This window comes from Maribacter sp. ACAM166 (genome assembly GCF_005771495.1).
Classification (GTDB): Bacteria; Bacteroidota; Bacteroidia; order Flavobacteriales; family Flavobacteriaceae; genus Maribacter.
Map to the genome: position 1 here is coordinate 74,579 of NZ_VAUW01000006.1, position 21,028 is coordinate 95,606.

18 protein-coding genes and 2 tRNA genes are annotated in these 21,028 nt (G+C 34.5%); 15 read left to right on the top strand and 5 right to left on the bottom strand.

All coding sequences use genetic code 11. The features are described from left to right. Window positions 1-18: 18 nt before the first annotated feature. Window positions 19-90 (top strand) — tRNA-OTHER (locus tag ES765_RS06650). A gap of 87 nt (window positions 91-177) precedes the next feature. Beyond that, window positions 178-251, top strand: a tRNA-Cys gene (locus ES765_RS06655). A gap of 164 nt (window positions 252-415) precedes the next feature. Here ES765_RS06655 and ES765_RS06660 read toward each other — a convergent pair. Next, the gene (locus tag ES765_RS06660) at window positions 416-814 is read right to left on the bottom strand and encodes a MauE/DoxX family redox-associated membrane protein (RefSeq protein WP_138112500.1); all 399 of its coding nucleotides are present in this window, start codon (window positions 812-814) and stop codon (window positions 416-418) included. Window positions 815-820: 6 nt separating this feature from the next. Then, complete coding sequence (locus tag ES765_RS06665) at window positions 821-2,005, bottom strand: ATP-binding protein (protein ID WP_138112502.1); 1,185 nt, start codon at window positions 2,003-2,005, stop codon at window positions 821-823. 125 nt (window positions 2,006-2,130) lie between these two features. Here ES765_RS06665 and ES765_RS06670 point away from each other — a divergent pair, with 125 nt between their 5' ends. The 3 genes from ES765_RS06670 to ES765_RS06680 all read left to right on the top strand — a co-directional run bounded on the left by ES765_RS06670 (window position 2,131) and on the right by ES765_RS06680 (window position 6,103). Beyond that, window positions 2,131-3,321 (top strand): phosphoglycerate kinase, encoded by a 1,191-nt coding sequence (locus tag ES765_RS06670; RefSeq protein WP_138112504.1) that lies wholly within the window; start codon window positions 2,131-2,133, stop codon window positions 3,319-3,321. 118 nt (window positions 3,322-3,439) lie between these two features. Further along, on the top strand, window positions 3,440-5,086 hold the full coding sequence (locus tag ES765_RS06675; protein WP_138112506.1) for a LysM peptidoglycan-binding domain-containing protein: 1,647 nt from the start codon (window positions 3,440-3,442) through the stop codon (window positions 5,084-5,086). 12 nt (window positions 5,087-5,098) lie between these two features. After that, on the top strand, window positions 5,099-6,103 hold the full coding sequence (locus tag ES765_RS06680; protein WP_138112508.1) for a DUF4837 family protein: 1,005 nt from the start codon (window positions 5,099-5,101) through the stop codon (window positions 6,101-6,103). 167 nt (window positions 6,104-6,270) lie between these two features. On the opposite strand, the gene ES765_RS22855 is transcribed toward ES765_RS06680, so the two are convergent. From ES765_RS22855 to tatA, 3 genes are all read right to left on the bottom strand, one after another. Next, on the bottom strand, window positions 6,271-6,429 hold the full coding sequence (locus ES765_RS22855; RefSeq protein WP_410504402.1) for a DUF6747 family protein: 159 nt from the start codon (window positions 6,427-6,429) through the stop codon (window positions 6,271-6,273). A gap of 294 nt (window positions 6,430-6,723) precedes the next feature. Further along, window positions 6,724-9,180 carry an OmpA family protein gene (locus ES765_RS06685; protein ID WP_138112510.1) on the bottom strand — a complete coding sequence of 819 codons (2,457 nt, stop codon included), beginning with the start codon at window positions 9,178-9,180 and terminating at the stop codon, window positions 6,724-6,726. Window positions 9,181-9,495: 315 nt separating this feature from the next. Continuing rightward, window positions 9,496-9,681, bottom strand: coding sequence for a twin-arginine translocase TatA/TatE family subunit (gene tatA, locus ES765_RS06690; protein ID WP_027065489.1), 186 nt, complete (start codon window positions 9,679-9,681; stop codon window positions 9,496-9,498). 193 nt (window positions 9,682-9,874) lie between these two features. Between tatA and ES765_RS06695 the strand changes: the two genes are divergently transcribed. The 10 genes from ES765_RS06695 to ES765_RS06740 are packed head-to-tail and all read left to right on the top strand — an operon-like array spanning window position 9,875 to window position 20,940. After that, window positions 9,875-10,744, top strand: a complete 870-nt coding sequence (locus tag ES765_RS06695) for a M23 family metallopeptidase (RefSeq protein ID WP_138112512.1) — start codon at window positions 9,875-9,877, stop codon at window positions 10,742-10,744. A 7-nt stretch (window positions 10,745-10,751) separates the two neighbouring features. Beyond that, window positions 10,752-12,257 (top strand): GH3 auxin-responsive promoter family protein, encoded by a 1,506-nt coding sequence (locus ES765_RS06700; protein ID WP_138112514.1) that lies wholly within the window; start codon window positions 10,752-10,754, stop codon window positions 12,255-12,257. A 45-nt stretch (window positions 12,258-12,302) separates the two neighbouring features. Next, a complete protein-coding gene (locus ES765_RS06705; protein ID WP_138112516.1) occupies window positions 12,303-13,985 on the top strand; it encodes a DUF6909 family protein in 1,683 nt (560 codons plus the stop codon). A 1-nt stretch (window position 13,986) separates the two neighbouring features. Next, the gene (locus ES765_RS06710) at window positions 13,987-14,979 is read left to right on the top strand and encodes a hypothetical protein (protein WP_138112518.1); all 993 of its coding nucleotides are present in this window, start codon (window positions 13,987-13,989) and stop codon (window positions 14,977-14,979) included. Window positions 14,980-14,991: 12 nt separating this feature from the next. After that, window positions 14,992-16,035 carry a dTDP-glucose 4,6-dehydratase gene (rfbB, locus tag ES765_RS06715; protein ID WP_138112520.1) on the top strand — a complete coding sequence of 348 codons (1,044 nt, stop codon included), beginning with the start codon at window positions 14,992-14,994 and terminating at the stop codon, window positions 16,033-16,035. Between the two features lie 21 nt (window positions 16,036-16,056). Beyond that, the gene (gene rfbA, locus ES765_RS06720; RefSeq protein WP_138112522.1) at window positions 16,057-16,926 is read left to right on the top strand and encodes a glucose-1-phosphate thymidylyltransferase RfbA; all 870 of its coding nucleotides are present in this window, start codon (window positions 16,057-16,059) and stop codon (window positions 16,924-16,926) included. Further along, a complete protein-coding gene (rfbC, locus tag ES765_RS06725) occupies window positions 16,923-17,468 on the top strand; it encodes a dTDP-4-dehydrorhamnose 3,5-epimerase (protein WP_138112524.1) in 546 nt (181 codons plus the stop codon). Before rfbA ends, rfbC begins: the two co-directional genes overlap by 4 nt. Further along, on the top strand, window positions 17,465-18,340 hold the full coding sequence (gene rfbD, locus ES765_RS06730; protein ID WP_138112526.1) for a dTDP-4-dehydrorhamnose reductase: 876 nt from the start codon (window positions 17,465-17,467) through the stop codon (window positions 18,338-18,340). Before rfbC ends, rfbD begins: the two co-directional genes overlap by 4 nt. Before the next feature lie 15 nt (window positions 18,341-18,355). Then, window positions 18,356-19,780 carry an oligosaccharide flippase family protein gene (locus ES765_RS06735; RefSeq protein WP_171017248.1) on the top strand — a complete coding sequence of 475 codons (1,425 nt, stop codon included), beginning with the start codon at window positions 18,356-18,358 and terminating at the stop codon, window positions 19,778-19,780. After that, a complete protein-coding gene (locus ES765_RS06740; protein WP_138112530.1) occupies window positions 19,780-20,940 on the top strand; it encodes a hypothetical protein in 1,161 nt (386 codons plus the stop codon). The genes ES765_RS06735 and ES765_RS06740 overlap by 1 nt, the downstream gene beginning before the upstream one ends. Window positions 20,941-21,028 lie beyond the last annotated feature (88 nt).

Genomic DNA, 21,028 nt, shown 5'->3' on the forward strand with positions numbered 1-21,028 from the left:
TTACCTTTGAATAGGATTGGCATTGTGGCTGAATTGGATAAGCAAGGTCTCGCAAGGATCTTCATGGTGGTTCGAGTCCACCCGATGCCTCAAGTATAGATTTCTAAAAGTCAAACAAAACATGTTATTATGACTTTTAAGTCAATTATTTATTTATTTTTGCTCTCTATTAAAAATGGCATCGTGGCCGAGTGGCTAGGCGCAGCTCTGCAAAAGCTTGTACAGCGGTTCGAATCCGCTCGATGCCTCCAAAAACCCTCCATAAGGAGGGTTTTTTGCTTCTTGGCAAGAAGTGCTACACAATATTTTAGTCCGCAAGAACCATCAAAGCTTTAGTAACGCATAATTTTTTGCCATGTTGGGCACGTTAGGTAATGCGCCTTAAAGTATCCAGCTTATCTTTAATAGACTTATGTTATAACTGTAATAGAAATACCAAAAAGACGGAAGGTATAAAGTAAACAACAATAGTTTTTGCCCCTTCATAATCTTTAGCAACCCGCTGCCCAAATAGCAGCATGAGTAGTGTTATGCATGACAATATTGCACCATATAAAGCGAAAGAGGTATCACTAGCACTTATAAGTTGATAAGTACCTACTAAACAAAGTACGCCTGCTATAACTTCAGTAACTAGAATTATACCGACCATTACGGGGACAATATTTTTAAGGGGTGTTTCTGAAAAATGTTCTTTCAACCATGAGACATTTCCATTCCAATCTCTTAGTTTATCAAAACCACTTTGTAAAAAGGTGATAATCAAAAATAATAAAAGTAAAATTTCGGTGGTATGGTTTAATAATGTCTTCATAGTAACTTAATTAAGTTCGGCTTTTTTTCTATGTAATAAGCGCGTTAGTTTAATAGATAGGTCTGTAAATATTATCTTTGAATTTCCGTTTCGTTCTATATGATATATGGCATCTTCAAGCTCTTTGGTTATATCTAAAATATTATTTTCATGCACAAACGGGGCAAATTTTTTCAATTGAAATCCCTCTGCATGTATTTTAAGATAAGCAAGTTCTTCTGCTCCGTAATTAATCATTAATGCCTGTCGCATTACAGTTATACAGTAGTGTAAAAAATTCTTTTGGGTTTCTCTACCTGTTTTGGCAACCTCTTCTCCCCAGAGCAATAATTCATGAATGGCAGCTTTGTTTCCCTTTGCCTTAAAAGCACTTCGCACCCATTGTACGAACCAATTTTCAAATATTAAATCTTCAGAATCATTATTCAAAAGATCCAAAGCTTTATTGAAATTGCCATTGGCTTCGTGTGCTATGCGCATTGCTTCTGGTTTGGCCGCTCCTTTTTCAATTAGAGCGTGCGCAATGACATTTTCTGCCAATGGTGGAAAATGAACTACTTGACACCTCGATTTAATGGTTTGTATGATTTGCTCTTCATCTTGGCATAAGAGAAGGAAAATTGTCTTATCAGGTGGTTCCTCAATTAATTTCAACAACTTGTTTGAAGCAGCCGTGTTCATTTTTTCGGCCATCCAAATCAACATGACTTTATAACCACCTTCATATGATTTAAGGTATAGTTTTTTAACAATATCCTGTGCTTCATCGACACCAATTTGAGCCTGCTTCTTTTCTATTTCAATATAGCGATACCAATCAAAAAGATTACAGTAAGGTTGCTCCAAAATGAATTGACGCCATTCTTTCATGTAATGGTTGCTTACTGCTTTTGTTTTTACCTTATCAGAATTGGCAACAGGAAAGGCAAAATGGACATCGGGATGGGAAAAGGAATTAAATTTAAAATTACAAGTTTCATTCTCTCCTTCATTCTCTCCTTCATTCTCTCCTTCATTCTCTCCATTTCTATTTTGGCATATAATATATTGAGCATATGCCAATGCCATTGGTAAAAGCCCACAGCCTTCTGGCCCAACAAAAAGTTGTGCATGAGGTATTCGACCTGCATCAGCGCTTGAAGACAAGTGGTTTTTAATATGGGAAAGTCCTAAAATATCTTTAAATAGCATGGATTCAAATATAGTTGTTTTAAAGCATAACAAAATTAATGCAAACGAGCTTAAATTATCCAGGTAAGCACTTTAATCAAAGGCTATTAATCTTTACATTTGTTACCTAATAAAAGGAAAATCACATGAAAGTATTGAATGACTTCAATTTTGAAAATAAGAAAGCGTTGATAAGAGTGGACTTTAATGTTCCCTTAAATGATAAATTTGAAGTAACGGATACAAATAGAATTGAAGCAGCTAAACCTACTATAATTAAGATTTTGGAAGATGGTGGCAGTGCTGTATTGATGAGTCATTTGGGTAGACCCGATGGTAAACGCAATCCAGACTTGACTTTAAGTAATATTGTAGCAGCTGTTTCTGATATTATTGGTGTTACCGTTAAATTTGTAGAGGATTGTATTGGTGAAAAAGCAAAAAAAGCGGTGGCTGAACTGAAGAGCGGCGAAGTACTTTTGTTAGAAAACTTACGGTACCATAGCGAAGAGGAACAAGGAGATGAGGCGTTTGCAGAAAAGCTTTCAGAGCTTGGGGATGTTTATGTAAATGATGCCTTTGGAACGGCTCACAGAGCACACGCATCTACTACTATAGTTGCAAAATATTTCCCGAATGCGAAGTGTTTTGGGCTTTTAATGGCCAAGGAAATAGAGGCAATCGAAAAAGTGATGGCGACAGGAGAAAAACCAGTATTGGCAATTCTTGGAGGCGCAAAAGTTTCTTCAAAAATCACTATTATCGAAAATATTTTGGATAAGGTAGACGACTTAATCATTGGCGGAGGAATGACGTACACTTTTATTAAGGCACAAGGCGGAAAAGTGGGTGATTCTATTTGCGAGGATGATAAAATGGATCTAGCCATGGAAATTTTAGCAATGGCTAAGCAAAAGGGTGTAAATGTTCATATTCCGGTGGACGTTCTTGCAGCAGACGACTTTGATGCTAATGCAAATACACAGGTAGTTGATGTAGATAAAATACCTGACGGATGGCAAGGATTGGATGCGGGTCCAGATACATTGCAAAATTTTAAAAAGGTAATTTTGGCTTCTAAAACTATACTTTGGAATGGACCTATTGGTGTGTTTGAAATGGAAAAATTCGCAAAAGGGACTATTGCAGTTGGTAATTATATTGATGAAGCAACAAGAAATGGTGCTTTTTCACTTGTTGGTGGTGGAGATTCTGTTGCTGCGGTCAAGCAATTTGGCTTTGAGAACAAGGTAAGTTATGTATCAACAGGCGGAGGAGCCATGTTGGAAAGTTTAGAAGGTAAAACATTACCGGGTATTGCCGCAATATTAGCGTAGTAAAGGCGTTATCGATAAACGGGTTATGACGAAAATTAGTGCATTTTAAGAGGATTAATTTTATTTTCATTAAAAAATGTGCGATTTTCGTTTGTTCTGTTAACAAATCTCCCCTCAAATGAATAAACTAGCCTACACTTGTTTTTACCTATTAGGATTAATTTTGGTGCCAACCTTAGGTTCGGCTCAAAACAACGATGCGATACCGTCGGAGCAAGATTCATTGGAACATCATATAATCATCACCAAGAAGGATAGCTTAGGCCTTGAAAAATCTAACCTAGTACCACAAGACCAGTTAAAAGTTATTGTGAACTCTCCTAAAGAAAAGCGTGTACTTTTCAAGCCTACAGAATCTTCAATATATGACCTTAAGGACCACGAACTAGCTGCAAAGTTTGACAGCTTATGGATGAGGGAACTGGTAGCAGCAGCGCCTCTTTTTGATGAAATGTATCAAGAAGTATTAGAGCTTGACACTATTAGTAGTATACCTGAATATGATTTAAATACAGACACATTAAAATTTCGGTTAGCAAGAATAAATGAAAAAACACCTTTTAATGTAGAGTATAATGCATCATTGGAGAGTGTTATTAAATTATTTCTTACTAGAAAAAGAGATTTGATGGAGCGTATGCTAACCGTAAGTCAATTCTATTTCCCATTATTCGAACAGCAGTTGGATAATCATGATATTCCTTTAGAAATGAAATATCTTTCCATTGTTGAATCAGCATTGAACCCAAAAGCACGTTCTAGTGCAGGAGCTACGGGGCTATGGCAATTTATGTATGGCACCGGTAAGGAGATGAAACTGAATATCAACAGTTATGTAGATGAAAGAAGTGACCCAATTAAGTCTACTATTGCAGCCTGTAATTACCTAAATAGGTTATACAGAATTTATGAAGATTGGGATTTGGCTTTAGCTGCATATAATTCTGGACCGGGTAATGTGAATAAGGCGATACGAAGAAGTGGCGGTCATAGAAACTATTGGAATATTAGGAGAAACCTACCAAGAGAAACTGCAGGATATGTGCCGGCATTTCAAGCGACGATGTACATTTTTGAATATGCTGAAGAGCATGGGTTAAAGGCAAAAATAGCTGAGCGAAATTATTTCGAGACAGATACCATACATGTTAAAAGCCTAATAACGTTTGATCAGATTTCAGAATTGACCGGTATTGATAAAGAGGAATTAAAAGTATTGAATCCTTCTTATAAGCTAGATGTGATTCCATTTGTAAAAGGAAAAGAATATGCGTTAAGATTACCAGTGCATAAAATGGGAAAATTTGTTGCCAATGAAGCTGCAATCTATGCGCATGTAGAAAAGGAATTAAAAAGTAAAGAAAGCCCTCTTGCAGAGATTACGAAACAAGCGAATCAAAACAGTATAAGGTACAAGGTAAAAAGCGGAGATTTTCTAGGTAAAATCGCTGAACGCCATGGTGTACGTGTAAGTCAGATTAAACAATGGAACGGTTTACGAAGTAATAATTTAAGAATCGGACAGCGATTAACAATTCATCCAAGAAAGGATGCAACAGCTGCTGTGAAGCCTAGGAAAACGCCTACAAGAGCTGCTGTATCGAGTAATTCAAAAACACACGAAGTAAGAAGTGGGGACTCTTTATGGACAATTTCTAGAAAATATTCTGGTGTTACTATCGAGAATTTACGAAAATGGAACGGTATTAGTGGTAACAATTTAAAGTTAGGCACAACACTTAAATTGTGTGACTGTTCATCGTAAATCTATACATAAATGAAAAGAAGAATTTTACTTTGTTTTTTAGTAATTTTAGGAGTATCGATTGCTTGTAAGGAAGAGAGCAAACAAGATTATTTGCCTGATTCAGTTGGGGCTATGAATACGTTGACCGTGGTAATTGATAATGAGCTATGGAAAAGCAGTGTAGGCGATGCAATTCGCGAAAATTATACTGCGGCAGCGCAAGGGCTTACTTGGGACGAAGCACTTTTTAGTATCACTCAAATACCACAACAAATCTTTTCAGGTTCGATTCGAAATACAAGTTCTGTTTTGTATGTTATGGAAGATTCCCTAAACGTGGCGCATATGAAATCAAATATGTATTCCAAACCACAAAATGTAGGGGTGGTCAAAGGGCGTAACAAGCAAGAGCTTATTGAAAACATTATTAAAACTGCACCTGAATTTATTAAAAATTTTAAAACTTTAGAAATAGCAAAAGCTCAAAAACGATTTGAAAAATCGTTGAATAAAGAAAAAGCGTTGGAAGATAAATTTAATATTTCAATGAAGATTCCTTCGGCTTATAGGGTGGGTCGTGAAGAAGATAATTTTGTCTGGATTGATCGCCAAATACAAAAAGGAAACATGAATATCATTGTATATACCATGCCTTGGAATAGTTTTCAGAACGATTCAACATTTGTAAAGGATATTGTAAAAATGCGGGATTCTATTGGAAAATCATTTATTCCAGGATCAGATGTGGCAGGAAAGAATAACCACATGATTACTGAAAAGGCATTTTCGCCATATGTCTTTCCGACTGAAGTTTCGGGACAAAAGGCAGTGGAGGTTAGAGGAATATGGGAAATGTCAGCATACCCCATGGCAGGGCCGTATTTGACCTACATAATCAACGATAAAGAAAACAATCGAAGACTTATTTTAGAAGGCTTTGTTTTTGCCCCCGCAACCAAAAAAAGAGATTATATGTTTGAACTTGAAGCGATACTAAAATCGGTTAAGTTTAATGTAGGGGAGCAATTAAAATAAGGTTCACCTAGAAAAAACAAAAAGGGGCATGATATCATGCCCCTTTTTGTTTTATAAAATTTGCGAATTGAGCATATCTTTATGTAGACTGTAAGTATATAGCAGTAAAGAATTAACGCTAAATCATATTGATTGTTAGTTGCTAAAAAAACCCAGCAGATATTCAATTAATCGATGGCCAAAGCTATCAGAATAAGACATAGCCAAGAAAACACAACAAAATTATTTTCAAGTATATAGCTCCTCCAACTTCTAAAGGCCTCTGTATATAGTTCTTTAACTAGAGAAGTTTTTTCTTTGTTGAATAATTTAGACCTTTCTGAAATCTAAAGGTGCTTATTCATTCAACCTTCATTAAAAAGATTAGCTAACGAGATAAACTGCCCTATGAAATGTACCAGCATTAAGTAGTTCTGTGTACTGTAAATAAGTGGTGTAAAACACAACAGGGCATAAATACTATTGTTCGGTGAAGCGTAGTAAATCATGACCACCTGACTGTAATTTTTTTCTCTTAATAGCCTCTTTATTTAAACCAATGTTAAAAACCTGATTTGATTTTTGATTACACTAAGTAAAGGGGTAATAGCGATATCAGATTGTAACCTTTATGTGTTGAGTTACATAGCTACGATAATAAACTCTGACCTGCGGTTAAGATAATGTTCTTCTTCTGTGCAAGCTACACTACCATTACATTCGTTAAGTAATTGCTCTTCTCCATAACCTATAGCACTCTCAATTCGCGCTGGATCAATACCCTGGGCTATTAAATAGTTCATGGTTGATTTGGCACGCTTATCAGAAAGGTATTTGTTATAAATAGCAGCACCTCTTGAATCGGTATGGGATTCAATTTTTATGACGATGTTTGGAGATTCTTGCATAATGGCAACCAATTTATCCAATTCTATCGCTGCATCTTTTCGAATATATGATTTGTCGAAATTAAAGTGAATCATCTCTGTCTTCAGCTTTCTAATTCCATTTTCAACTGCAATCATATCATTAAGTTTCCTCATTGAAACATCAACATTTACGATTTCATTATTTTTTGTTGCTGCGTCTCTGGTGTCATCATAGTAAGATCCCTTTGTAGTTTTTAGCACATATCTTTTATCCGATTCCAGATCTTCAAAAACGAAACTTCCATTTTCGTCCGTCTCCATTTCTTTAAGTTTGATGTTGTTCTCATCTAATAGTTGTACCAATGCATTTGGCATAATATCACCACCTACCAATTCTGTAACTATACCGGAAATAGCGTTTGTATTCGTTGGAATTTCCTCAATCTGTAATGTTTTAAACGAGTAAATATCATCATCACCTTTACCACCTGCACGGTTAGATGCAAAATATCCTTTTTGTGCATCCTCATCTACTATAAATGAAAAATCATCCTTTTTACTATTTATGGGTTTACCAACATTTCGTACTTCTAAAAAGCCAATTTCGTCATCAAAAGCGACTTCAAAAACATCTAAACCTCCTAAGCCAACATGACCGTCCGAAGAAAAGTAAAGCTTCTTTTCATTTATAAAAGGAAACATTTCTTTATGTTCTGTATTGATTTCAGGACCTAGGTTTCTTGGGGCAGAGAAAGAACCATCTTCTAAAACATCTACCACGAAAATATCCGTTTCGCCTATACTACCGGGCATATCTGAAACGAAATAAAGCTGCTTACCATCTTTGCTTAAAGCAGGGTGGCCGGTTGAATATTCGTCACTATTAAAAGATACTTCATCTGCCTTTGTCCATTCTCCATTAATTTTTTTAGAACGGTATATTTTAAGGTGGTTGATACCATTCTTATCTCTTTTTAATTTTTTTCCATAGTTATTTCTCGTAAAATACATGGTTTCATTGTCAGGAGAAAAGGCAACAGATGCTTCGTGGTACTTGGTGTTTATTTTTTTAGAAAATTTTAGGGCATCTTTAAGATCATGTGATTCCTCATTTACCTTAGCTATAAATAAATCTAAGTAAGGTTGATTATTCCGTTTATACCGACGCGTATTATATATAGAGGAATCTTTAGAAGAAGCAAAAACAATTTCATCTCCATTATAATACATAGGTGAAAATTCAGAATAATTTGAATTGATACTAAGGTTTTTAACATCAAATTTATCCTTCATTCTTAAAAGGCCATCTAATATAGTTTCATTGTGAACACTATTTTTCTCGATTTTTTCACCTGCCAATCTTCTGTTATATAATTTCATTAGGCGTTTAGACCTTTTGTAATTTCCAGTACCTTTAAGTGAATGAGCATATTTAAACATATAATCGGACGTTATTTCATCCTCATATTTTTCAAAAAGAATAGTATACCATTTATAAGCCTTTCCCATATCGGTGTTAAAGTAATGGGCATCACCTGCTTTTTTTAGCACATCATACGTATAAGTTTGGTCATATTTGGTCAGTGCAAGTTCGTATAGTTTAGCGGCCTCGGCATACCGCATTGTATTAAAGTACTCATCTGCTTTTTGAATAAGTTTACTTTTAGATTGAGGAGACTTATCTTTTAGTTCTTCAACGTTCTTGGATAGTGCAGTTATTTGTTTTGACTCCTTTGGTATATTATAAGTAACTTCTTTTATGGGTGCTAACTCTGCGACGGGCAAACTGTTCAACATTCTAAGAACCCAGATATCCTTAGTATAGCGATTGTCAAATTTAGAATTACAATCGGCAAACGCAGTTTGCCATGAATCATAATGGTTAAGGTATAGATAATACAATTCGTTATCGGTATTTTGGAAGTAACCAGAATTGAAACCTTTCCTATTTAACTTTCTAACCTGTGATTTTAAATTTTTACTATTTCTAAAAATACCTGATACTACATAATATCCATTTTCTACATCGGTAAGGTTGTTAAAGGTCTTTTGGAGAATAGCATACGATTCGGCGGCTTTCTCAAATTCTTTTTCATCAGAATCGATATATGCAGAAGGAGAAGTTATTTCATAATCATCAGAACCCTCAGAAGTTAAATCGGTCTGAAAACCTTGAGCTTGAACGATAATAACAAAAAGCAAAAAAGATATTTTCAGTAAGGTTTTCATGTACATATTTGTTAGTTGAGCATAAGGTTCAACAACGACATGGAGTATAGCAAAAGGTATTAATCTGAACCTATTAAAGCTGTAATCCTAGTCGAAATTAAGGTTATAGCAATATTTCTAATATTTTTTGTTGTGAAAGAAGTGTTTTTTGTCGTGAAAACATAGCATTTAGTGGCTGTAGGAGCGATACTTGTGCAAAAACTAACAATTTTAGGCTTCGTTATTGAAGGTTGCTTTTAAACTATTAAAATAACGAGCATAAAAAACGCCTTGCATTGCAAGACGTTTTAAGTGTTTAAAGAATTTAACAATGAGTTAATCCTTTTTCTTTTCTTCTAATTGTTCATCCTCTTTGGAGGCATCTTTGAATTCTTTAATTCCACTGCCTAAACCTCTCATAAGTTCAGGTATCTTTTTTCCTCCGAATAATAGCAGAATTACCACTACTACTAGGATAATTTGTGGAGCACCTATGGCCAAAAAAGTAGATAAGATTGTCATAAGACTATAATTTTAATTGGAAATCAAAGATACTAAAAACTAGTATAGAAAACTGGGTATTATCGAATAGGATGTTAATTATACATAATTTAACTAATAATTGGGTAATTAAGGCTCTTTAGGTCAGAATAGAGCTAGTATATTTCTCTACCTAAACGACTCATAATTAATTTCTAAGTTTATCTTTGTCAGGATGGCCAAAAAAGTCAAAAAACGAAAGGAAATAAAACGAAAGCTGCTTCACAAGTACCGCTTGGTCATTTTGAATGAAAGTACTTTTGAGGAAAAAATATCTTTCAAATTAAGCAGATTAAATGTTTTTGTGACTGGGTCACTTTTTATGATTGCCCTTATAGGATTTACAACCGTATTAATCGCTTTCACCCCTCTGCGCGAATACATACCAGGTTATTCTTCAACTAGGTTAAAGAAAGAGGCAACAGAGCTTACCTATAGAACAGACTCTTTAGTAAGAATATTAAATTATACCAATAAGTATTTAGATAATATTCGATTGGTCTTAAAGGGAGATATTGAGAATACAGTGGTTAACAGAGACTCCCTTTTTCTGCAATATAAATTGGATCCAGCATCAGTAGACCTAAACCCTATCAAAGAAGATTCGTTATTAAGGGCTGAAGTTGCGCTCGAGGATAAATACAATTTATTTGAACGTGCTATAGACAAGAAAAATTTGGTATTATTCACGCCGGTTTCAGGAGCGATATCTATGGGTTTTGATCCAAATGAAAAACATTATGCCGTTGATATAACCGCTAGGAAGGATAGCCCGGTAAAAGCGATTGCCAACGGAACGGTGATTTTTTCTGAATGGACCGCAGATACGGGTTATGTTATAATTATTGAACATGAAGGCGGTTTGCTAAGTGTATATAAACACAACGGTTCATTATCAAAATTTCAGGGAGATATAGTAAGAGGTGGAGAAGTAATAGCTTCTGTAGGTAACACGGGGGAATTTAGTACTGGACCTCACTTACATTTTGAAATATGGGATAATGGAACGCCTATTGACCCGATAAACTATATTGATTTTAATTAGAGTCTACATGTCCTTAAAGACCATTGCTGCTAAAATATTTGCCCACCGCATTGCTAAGCGGACGGAGAAATGGGTGAATAACCCTATTAAAACTCAAGAAAAGGTATTCAGGGAATTAATTAAAAGTGGAAGGCAAACTAAATTCGGCAATGATCATTCTCTAAAGACTATTATCAACCATTCAGATTTCATCAATAAAGTACCAATAAGGGATTATGAAGACCTTAAGGACTACATAAGTCTAATTGTTGCAGGAGAAAAGGATATACTATGGCCCGGTAAGCCTGTTTACTTTGCAAAAACATCTGGGACAACATCTGGCGCTAAATATATTCCCATTACCGAAGGTTCAATCAAAGAACAGGTAAAAGCATCAAGAAATGCAATTTTGAATTACATTCATGAAACGGGCAATGCTAATTTTGTAACAGGCAAAATGATTTTCTTACAGGGGAGTCCAGTATTAGAAGAGAAAAATGGAGTTAAATTTGGTCGGCTCTCCGGTATTTCAGCCCATTATGTGCCCAATTATCTACAAAAAAATCGGTTGCCTACTTGGGAGACCAATTGTATCGAAGACTGGGAAACAAAGGTCAATGCGATTGTGGAGGAAACCAAAGGTGAAGATATGACCGTAATTGCGGGCATACCTTCTTGGGTTCAAATGTATTTTGAAAAACTTAAAGAAAACACTAACCAGTACATTGGTGATTTGTTCGAGAATTTAGAACTTTTTATTTACGGTGGGGTAAATTACGAGCCCTATAGAAAAAAGTTTGAATCTTTAATGGGTAGAAAGGTTGCTAGTATTGAACTTTTTCCTGCGAGTGAGGGCTTTTTTGCATACCAAAATTCCCAAAAAGAAAAAGGGATGCTGTTGCTTTTAAATGCGGGGATTTTTTACGAATTTGTGAGGTCTGATGATTTTTTCTCTGAGAGCCCTAAAAGAATTACAATAAAAGATGTGGAGATTGGAGTTGATTATGTCATGATCATTTCAACAAATGCGGGGCTATGGGCATATAATTTAGGTGATACCATTCGGTTTATTTCAACGTATCCCTTTAAAATAGTCGTTTCAGGAAGAATTAAGCATTTTATTTCAGCCTTTGGCGAACATGTAATTGCAAAAGAGGTAGAAGAAGCAATGTTAATTGCTACCGATTTAATAGATGCGAGTATAAGTGAATTTACTGTGGCACCGCAGATAACTCCTGAAGGTGAAGAATTACCTTACCACGAGTGGTTCATAGAATTTGAAAAGTTACCTAAGGATATGAACTCTTTTATTCAACAGTTGGATAAGGCGCTGCAAAAACAGAATAGTTACTATTACGACCTTATCGTAGGGAAAGTCTTACAGACATTAAAGGTCACCCCGATTATAAACGGCGGATTCATGAAGTACATGAAATCAATAGGTAAGCTTGGTGGGCAAAACAAAGTTCAACGATTATCAAATGACCGGAAAGTAGCCGAAGGTTTGTCAAAATTCAAAGTGACAAATACGTAACTTTTTTTTAACAAATTATAAATTGTAATTTTGTTTAAATCTTCCATGGGAAAATCAACTACATCCACTAGAGCTCAAGAATCCACAAATGCTATTGAACGCATGTATATTACTATGCGGCACTTGTTTAATCGCGGTTTTTATAAACCCAATGGTGTTTCGGGAGAGGCATTGAAAAATGCACTGTTGCAATTAAGACCAGAAATTTACGGTTCGGTCGGTGAGGAGAAGGCAGAATTAAATGGACTCATTTATGTGCTTGAACGGCTTCCTGAAGGAATTGAACAGTGTAGGTTTATTAGTTTAACCTCAGATGAGGGCTATGGCATTTCCCACATTAATCCAATTATACCGCCAAAAAGAAGACGAAATTGTTACCGCATTGATGATGAGCAGATGAATATTGAGATTACCAGAGGCCGTTCTGATATCTATGATATTCTTACCCATTTGACCTTCTTGTTTATTGAATCTGAAAAAATTTGTAAGAGGGTCTTAATTCCAGAATCTGAAAAAACCATTAGGGATTGGTCAAAGCTTGAAAATGCAGTTAATAAGGAAGAACTGACCCAGCCGGAACGAGAAATAGCCTTAATTCATACAGCAAATATTTTAGGTAGATCTTTTGAAGAAATATTGGAAGTATATAAAAAGTTCAGCACCAAAACCAACCCTGAACGATTTTTAAAAATAGTATACTGGCTTGGAAAACTAGCTCTGGAGGAAGAAATTACTGGCGAGAAAAGGGCTATTACTTTTAGTGCATTATTAAGAGAACGATTAGGACATCATATCCATGGTGAAATATGGGCCAATAATATCAAAAGTGTTTTAGTAAAAAACAACCTATTACATAGGCCAATTCATATCATCTCGGCTAATATGCACAGTGTTATGAATTCACTTTTTGCAAAAGCCGCATTATCAAGTGAATTTCCAGATTCTGGTTCTCTAAATATATATGAGGCATTAAGTAGTTCGGGAAATGCATCCTTAAGAAAAAAGGTAACCGATTTGGCAGAAAATAACGGAATGATATCAATCGATGATACGTCGGGAACTAATATTGATGTTCAGATATTCGACACGGCAAAGATTGGAATAAATAATTGTTCCTATGTATTTCCTGCCAAAAAGAATGATAAAAAACCTGTTATATTTGTAATGGATTACGCATTCGGAGAACAAGCATATGAGACTATCGATGAACTATTAAAACCTTATAGCACAAAAAAGGATAATGAATCTTTAATTAATGTTGAATCTGTTTCAATAATGGGTAAAGCAGGAATATTAGAGGGGGGTAAAGGTGATTTAATGATACCTTCGGCTCATATTTTTGAAGGAACGGCAGATAATTATCCATTTAAAAATGAGTTGTGTGCTAAGGATTTTGAAGGATATGGCCTTAAGGTATTTGAAGGTACGATGGTAACCGTTTTGGGAACATCATTACAGAACAAGGATATTCTAAAGTTTTTTCACAAATCGACATGGAATGTAATTGGATTGGAAATGGAAGGCGTGCACTATCAGAAAGCGATACAGTCTGCATCTAAAATAAGAAAAAGTATTGGTGAGGATGTTAAAGTCAGATATGCCTATTACGCATCAGATAATCCTTTGGAGACGGGAAGTACTCTAGCTTCTGGAGGACTCGGCACTACTGGGGTAAAACCGACATATTTAATTACCGATAAAATTTTAAAACAAATATTTAATTCATAGAATGGCCGAGAATCAAACACCAGAAAACCAAAATTCTTCCGATGAAATAGATTTGGGACAATTGTTCAAGTTGATTGGAAAAGGTTTCAATTCCGTATTTCGGTCATTCCTAAGGTTTTTCCTTTACCTGAAGAAAAATATATTTATACTTATTGGATTAGTAGTAGTCGGTTTAGCGGTTGGTTACGGATTAAATAAAATTATATCGAAAAAGCTTAAGACAGAGGTCATTGTAAAACCTCAGATGGAAAGTAAAAACTATTTGTATGATGTTATAAATGAGATTCAATCAAATATAGATTCAAAAGATACGTTGTTTTTCAAATCGATAGGAATCGAAGAAATTGATTTTGACGGGTTGGAAGTTCACATTAGTCGCGTTGTAGAAGAAGGTAATTTAGAAAATGACCTTCAGTATTTTGAGTTGCTTCAAAGTTTTGAAAATACGGATGCAATAGCGGATATTGTAAAGGCAGAACTCCAAAATAAAAGTTCTTTTAATCACCGTATTACCTTTTATTATAAAAATGTAGAACTTGGAAAGAACTTTGCGAATAAGGTCATGTTATATATCAATACAAATATATATTTTGATGGACTTATTGAGGTGTCTCGCGGCAATGCAACTAGTAGAATTGAACAAAATCAAGTTTTACTAAAGCAGGTTGATGAAATCATTACCAATTATACGAATAGTTTAGCTGTAAAAAAGGAAAGGCCTATAGGCGAACGTATTGTGTTGGATAATCAAGAACAAGTTAATATTGCAGATTTATTTCAGTACAAAAATTTGTTGATACGTGATATTGAAACGAAAAAACTCGAGCTAAAGGAACGGACAGAGCCTGTAAGTATTATTAACTTCGGCCAGCCACAAGCAGTTAAAAAGTCGTTTTTTGGGAAAAGTATTGTTTTCATCCCTTTACTACTTTTATGTCTTTTCTTTTTTGTGTCTATACTAGGATATCTCAATAACAAATCAAAAGAACTATAGTAAAAACAATATATGAATATATTAATTACAGGGGGAGCAGGTTTCATAGGTTCTCACGTGGTAAGAAGATTTGTTGATAATTATCAAGACTATAACATTTATAATCTTGATAGTCTTACTTACGCAGGCAATTTGGAGAACTTAAAAGACATTGATCAAAAGTCAAACTATAATTTTATAAAGGGAGATATTGTTGATGAGTACTTTATTAATGATTTATTTAAGCGTATTGATTTTGATGGCGTAATACATTTGGCTGCGGAGTCACATGTAGATAGATCTATAGAAGATCCCCTAGCTTTTGTAAGAACTAATATTATTGGAACGGTTAACCTCTTAAACGCAGCAAAGAATACTTGGAAGAAAAACTATAAGGATAAACTCTTCTATCACGTAAGTACAGATGAAGTTTATGGCTCCTTAGGTAAAGATGGCCTTTTCACAGAAGAAACTTCATACGACCCCAACTCGCCTTATTCAGCATCAAAAGCAAGCTCAGACCACTTTGTAAGGGCGTACGGTGAAACGTATGGATTGCCATTTGTAATTAGTAATTGCTCCAATAATTATGGGCCTTATCACTTTCCTGAAAAACTAATTCCTCTATTTATAAATAATATTATAGAAAAAACCCCCTTACCCGTTTATGGGGATGGTAAATACACTAGAGACTGGCTTTTTGTAGAAGACCACTCAAGAGCCATTGATTTAGTTTTTCATAAGGGAAAAAATCATGAAACTTATAATATTGGTGGATTCAACGAATGGCAAAACATAGATTTAGTTAAACTACTTTGTGAAGTAATGGATAAAAAATTAGACAGGGATGTTGGTACATCGCAAAAGCTAATAACCTATGTTAAAGATAGGCCAGGACACGATTTAAGATACGCCATAGACGCCACAAAAATCAGCAAGGAACTAGGCTGGAAACCTTCTGTTACTTTTGAGGAAGGTTTGGAAAAGACAGTAGATTGGTATTTATCTAACACGGAATGGTTAAACCATGTTACCTCAGGCGGCTATAAAGAATATTATAAAAAAATGTATTCTTAAATCACCATTAAATCATAAAATATGAAAGGAATTATCTTAGCAGGTGGGTCTGGAACAAGGCTGCATCCATTAACACTTTCCGTAAGTAAACAATTGATGCCTATTTATGATAAGCCAATGATATATTATCCCCTGTCTACTTTAATGTTTGCAGGTATAAGGGACATTTTGATAATCTCAACCCCTAAAGATTTACCTTTGTTCGAAGAACTATTGGGTGATGGGGAAAAATTGGGTTGTTCTTTCTCATATGCAGTTCAAGAAGCGCCAAACGGTCTTGCCGAGGCTTTTATAATAGGAAAGGATTTTATAGGGAAAGATAAAGTTGCTCTTATTTTGGGTGATAATATTTTCTATGGTTCTGGTCTTGCTAAATTACTACAATCTAATAATAATCCAGACGGAGGAATTATTTATGCATACAGAGTACATGACCCAGAACGTTACGGTGTTGTAGAATTTGATGATGAAGGAAAAGCCAAGACCATAGAGGAAAAGCCATTAGAGCCAAAATCTAATTATGCGGTTCCTGGAATTTATTTTTATGATAATGAGGTGGTACAAATAGCTGCTAATATCCCTCCGAGCTCAAGAGGCGAACTAGAGATTACTGATGTTAATAAAGAGTATTTAAAACGTGGTAAGTTAAGTGTAAGTATTCTCGACAGAGGCACCGCTTGGCTTGATACCGGAACCTTTCAATCTTTAATGCAAGCCTCCCAATTTGTTGAGGTAATTGAGGAAAGGCAAGGGCTTAAAATTGGAGCTATAGAGGGTGCGGCATATGAAATGGGATACATTAATAAGCAGCAATTCAAAGAATTAGCTGAGCCTCTTATGAAAAGTGGTTATGGCAAGAATTTATTGGGAATATTAAATAAGAGTAAATGACATTTACCGAAACTAAACTTAAAGGATGCTTTGTTTTAGAACCTACCATATTTGGTGACGATAGAGGGTATTTTTTTGAATCATTCAATAGTAAAAAGTTTAATGAAGGAATAGAAAAAGAAGTTGGCTTTGTACAGGATAACCAGTCATTTTCTGATTACGGCGTTGTGCGCGCTATTCATTACCAGCTCGGAGAGCATGCACAAGCAAAATTAGTAAGGGTTTTAAGTGGTAAGGTTATTGATGTTGCGGTAGACCTAAGAAAATCATCACCTACATTTGGTGAGCATGTAGCTATAGAATTAAGTGGTGAGAATAAAAAACAACTGTTTATTCCAAGGGGGTTTGGCCATGGCTTTTCTGTTTTATCTGACACCGCAGAGTTTTTTTATAAATGTGATAATTACTATAACAAAGAATCTGAAGGAGGTATCGTTTATAATGATACTACTTTACAAATAGATTGGAAGTTAGAACCAGAACATATAAAGGTTTCTGATAAAGATTTGATTTTGCAAACATTAAACACAGCAAGACTATGAAGAATATTCTTGTAACCGGTGGTAGTGGACAATTGGCGAGTTGTATTAAAGACCTATCAGCTAAAATAGAGGATTTTAATTTCATTTATGTAGATATAGATGAACTGGATATTACTGATATTAATGCAGTAAAGGCCTTTTTTAAAAACAACAGCGTTTCATATTGTATTAACTGTGCAGCATATACAGCAGTAGATAAAGCAGAATCAAATAAAGAAGCCGCTGAAAGGGTAAATGTACTTGGGGCAATAAACCTAGCCAAGGCTTGTAAAGCTAACGATGCCTTTTTAATACATATTTCAACGGACTTTGTTTTCGATGGTATGCAAACAAGTCTTTATGAAGAACAAGACAAGGCAAACCCCTTAAGTGTATATGGGTTGACCAAACTTAACGCTGAGTTGGCTATTGCAGATGTTTTAATGGAACATATTATCATCAGAACATCCTGGTTGTACTCTGAGCACGGTAATAATTTTTTAAAAACGATGCTAAAGTTGGGTACAGAAAGAGATAGCCTAAATGTTGTAACGGACCAAATTGGTACGCCAACTTATGCTGGTGACTTGGCAAAAACAATTATGACTATTATTGAAAAGGAAAAACCAAAATATGGCACATATCACTATAGCAATGAAGGTGCTGCCAGCTGGTATGATTTTGCCAAAGCTATTTTTGATATTAGTGGTGTTAAAGTAATGCTATCACCAATTAAAACAGAAGCATATCCAACGCCAGCGGTTAGACCAAGCTATAGTGTTATGGATAAGTCCAAGATTAAGGAAGAATTAAAGATTACCATACCATACTGGAGAGATAGTCTTAGGGTGTGTTTAAAAAGACTTGAAGAGAACGTAATTGACATCAATTAATTAAAAATTGTATTTGTGAGCAGTCTGGCCAAAGGAAGTTTACTTATTGCTGCTGGAACTTTATACAAAATTCTATTGACCATTTTAATTGACAAATACCTTGCTACACATTTGGGTGTCGAGGACTTTGGGAAATTTAAGTACGGTATTACCATAGTTTTATTATTGAGTACATTGTGCACACTAGGTTTCAATTCCTCAATTATCCGTTCTTTGGCAATTCAACACTCTTTTGACAAAAGAAAGATATTAATTAGTCTCTCTCTGGTTTTAACAGCTATTATGACATTTTTAGTTGTTTCGTTAGGGCTTATGGCTCCTTCTCTATTTGGAGTTGATTCCCCGTTCTTATACGCAACAGTTTTTTTTAGCCTGAACACTTTATACGCAAGTATTTATAGTGGAATGGAAAGACCTAAGCTGAAAGTTTTTATAAATGATATATTTGGATTTTCGGCATATCTGCTTTTTATATGGGTATACTTTCAATTTTTTGACCAGTCTGTTCATATCGCACAAATATATTTGGCCTATGTTGTGATTGTTTTTGTATTCAACCTGTTGGTTACAAAATCGTATTATAAAAAGATTAAAGCAATAGATTTAAAGCGCAAATTAATAAAGGAGTACACATCCTATACTATGCCATTGTTTGGAGTTTCGGTCCTTATCATATTAAGCGCAAATTTGGATAAAGTTGTTTTAAATTTCTTTGTTTCAGAAGAGCAGCTAGGTATTTACTATTCCGTTTTTAACATCAGCAATTTATTACCTCTTATTCTTACCATATTAGTTTTTATGTACTTGCCAAGAATGAGTAGATTTTTGCAAAAAGGTAAAAAGATTAAAGCTACCTTATTGAGTAGTTACTCTTCTAAATGGACCATGATAATGGCTTCTGTCTTTTTTGGCGCCATTTTTTTTTACGGTAAAGAAATAATTGGGCTATTGTATACTAATGATTTTGTTAGTGGGGTTAAGGTATTACAAATATTGGCCTTTGGTCAATGGATTAATGTTTCCCTTGGTTTTACGGGTCAAAACTTATTAGCATTAGGGGATAGTAAAAGGCAACTTTATATTAGATTATTTTCATTTACAATAGGATTGATTTTACTTTATTTTGGCGCCAAATATTATGGAAATCTTGGTGCTTCAATTTCAATTTTAGCAGCTTTGATATGTTCTAATTTACTCCAAATAGTAGTATTAAAAAAAATACATAATTTTGTTGGGTATAGAAGGCAAAATTTTTTTACGCTAGGTATAGTTGTGCTAATTGGACTTTTCCTCTCATATTTGCATAAATCTACATTTTTTGAGAACCTTCATTTTGTAGTTTCTATGAGTATAGATTTAGTCATTTTTGTAAGTGTACTATTTATGGTTAATGTAATAGGTAAAAAGGATTTAAAAGTGTTGAAAATATCAGAAGGTTAATGGCAGCAAAGGAAGTACATGTTTTTATAGTTTGGAGTAAAGGATTAAACCAAAAAGAAAAAATCTTAAAAGATATTGGTCAGTGTTTTGAGGTTTTACAATGTGTAACCACTACGTGGTCCAAGCAGAAGTTTCCAGAAAATTTATCCCGTTTTTATGGTGAAAACCTTCCCAAAAACTCCTCAAAAGAAAAACACTGTGGAACAGATACCTTTTTCTGTATTATAGTAAGAGACAACCAGCCTATCTATGAACTAAGGGAAACTTCTAAGGGCATAAAGCCGGTAAATATAAACATGTTTGATGCCAAACAGCGCTATCGTGAATGGACAGGTGGAGGACACAAAATACATGGGTCAGACAATGTTACTGAGGCACAGAGCAATATTTATTTACTATTTGGCATTACGTATGAAACGCTCTTGAGTTCTAAAGAGGTTGGGGTAAAAAAAACTTTTGCTAATGATTTGATTGGAGCTGATGGCTGGGAATCTTTGGATCAAATATTTTTAGCCTTTAATGAATTAGCAAATTATGTGGTTTTAAGAAACTTTGTAAACATTGAAGATGAACTCAAGAACCTTCACCCAGATATAGATATACTAACGGATAATAAGCGTCTTTTAGTAGATATTTCTAATGGTAAGCCTACTTACAAGGATAAAAGAAGAGTGCAATACTTAGTTGTTATTAAGGGCGAAAAGGTATTTTTTGATTTTAGATTTATTGGTGATGATTATTATGACTTTAAGTGGGAACAACAAATTTTAAGCTCCCGTAGAAAATTCAAGAATATGTTTGTTCCCAATGACGAAAATTATTTCTATTCTTTAATGTACCATGCCTTTATACATAAAGAAAAGGTAATTGTAGATTATGTTGTAAAGCTAATACAGCTATCAAAAGAAATAGGTTTAAATTATAGCAACATGTCTTTTTTAAATTATGATGTATTAAAAGATTTGAATACTTTTATAATAGGCAATAATTACGATTATGTGGAGCCTAGGGACTTAACGGTGTTTTTCAACACTAAGATTATAGCGTCTTTAAAACAGATTCTCTTATCAAAAGAGAGAAAAAAACATGAAGACTTTAGAGCTTTCAAAAATCTAATTAAGAAAGTATTTAAAAAGTTTGGAATAAAATTAGGAAAATAAAGTAGTGATTTTTATTTCTCAGTTGTTATACTGGTATGGTCGTAAAATGTTTTTTTGTACCACAAGGAACACCCTATCTTTAATGTAA

Coding starts and splice junctions, on each gene's coding strand:
- rfbB (WP_138112520.1), top strand. CDS start 14,992: ATGAATATATTAATTACAGGGGGAGCAGGTTTCATAGGTTCTCACGTG.
- ES765_RS06695 (WP_138112512.1), top strand. CDS start 9,875: ATGGCCAAAAAAGTCAAAAAACGAAAGGAAATAAAACGAAAGCTGCTT.
- ES765_RS06705 (WP_138112516.1), top strand. CDS start 12,303: ATGGGAAAATCAACTACATCCACTAGAGCTCAAGAATCCACAAATGCT.
- ES765_RS06680 (WP_138112508.1), top strand. CDS start 5,099: ATGAAAAGAAGAATTTTACTTTGTTTTTTAGTAATTTTAGGAGTATCG.
- ES765_RS06700 (WP_138112514.1), top strand. CDS start 10,752: ATGTCCTTAAAGACCATTGCTGCTAAAATATTTGCCCACCGCATTGCT.
- ES765_RS06670 (WP_138112504.1), top strand. CDS start 2,131: ATGAAAGTATTGAATGACTTCAATTTTGAAAATAAGAAAGCGTTGATA.
- ES765_RS06685 (WP_138112510.1), bottom strand. CDS start 9,180: ATGAAAACCTTACTGAAAATATCTTTTTTGCTTTTTGTTATTATCGTT.
- ES765_RS06740 (WP_138112530.1), top strand. CDS start 19,780: ATGGCAGCAAAGGAAGTACATGTTTTTATAGTTTGGAGTAAAGGATTA.
- rfbD (WP_138112526.1), top strand. CDS start 17,465: ATGAAGAATATTCTTGTAACCGGTGGTAGTGGACAATTGGCGAGTTGT.
- ES765_RS06710 (WP_138112518.1), top strand. CDS start 13,987: ATGGCCGAGAATCAAACACCAGAAAACCAAAATTCTTCCGATGAAATA.
- rfbC (WP_138112524.1), top strand. CDS start 16,923: ATGACATTTACCGAAACTAAACTTAAAGGATGCTTTGTTTTAGAACCT.
- ES765_RS06665 (WP_138112502.1), bottom strand. CDS start 2,005: ATGCTATTTAAAGATATTTTAGGACTTTCCCATATTAAAAACCACTTG.
- tatA (WP_027065489.1), bottom strand. CDS start 9,681: ATGACAATCTTATCTACTTTTTTGGCCATAGGTGCTCCACAAATTATC.
- rfbA (WP_138112522.1), top strand. CDS start 16,057: ATGAAAGGAATTATCTTAGCAGGTGGGTCTGGAACAAGGCTGCATCCA.
- ES765_RS06660 (WP_138112500.1), bottom strand. CDS start 814: ATGAAGACATTATTAAACCATACCACCGAAATTTTACTTTTATTATTT.
- ES765_RS06675 (WP_138112506.1), top strand. CDS start 3,440: ATGAATAAACTAGCCTACACTTGTTTTTACCTATTAGGATTAATTTTG.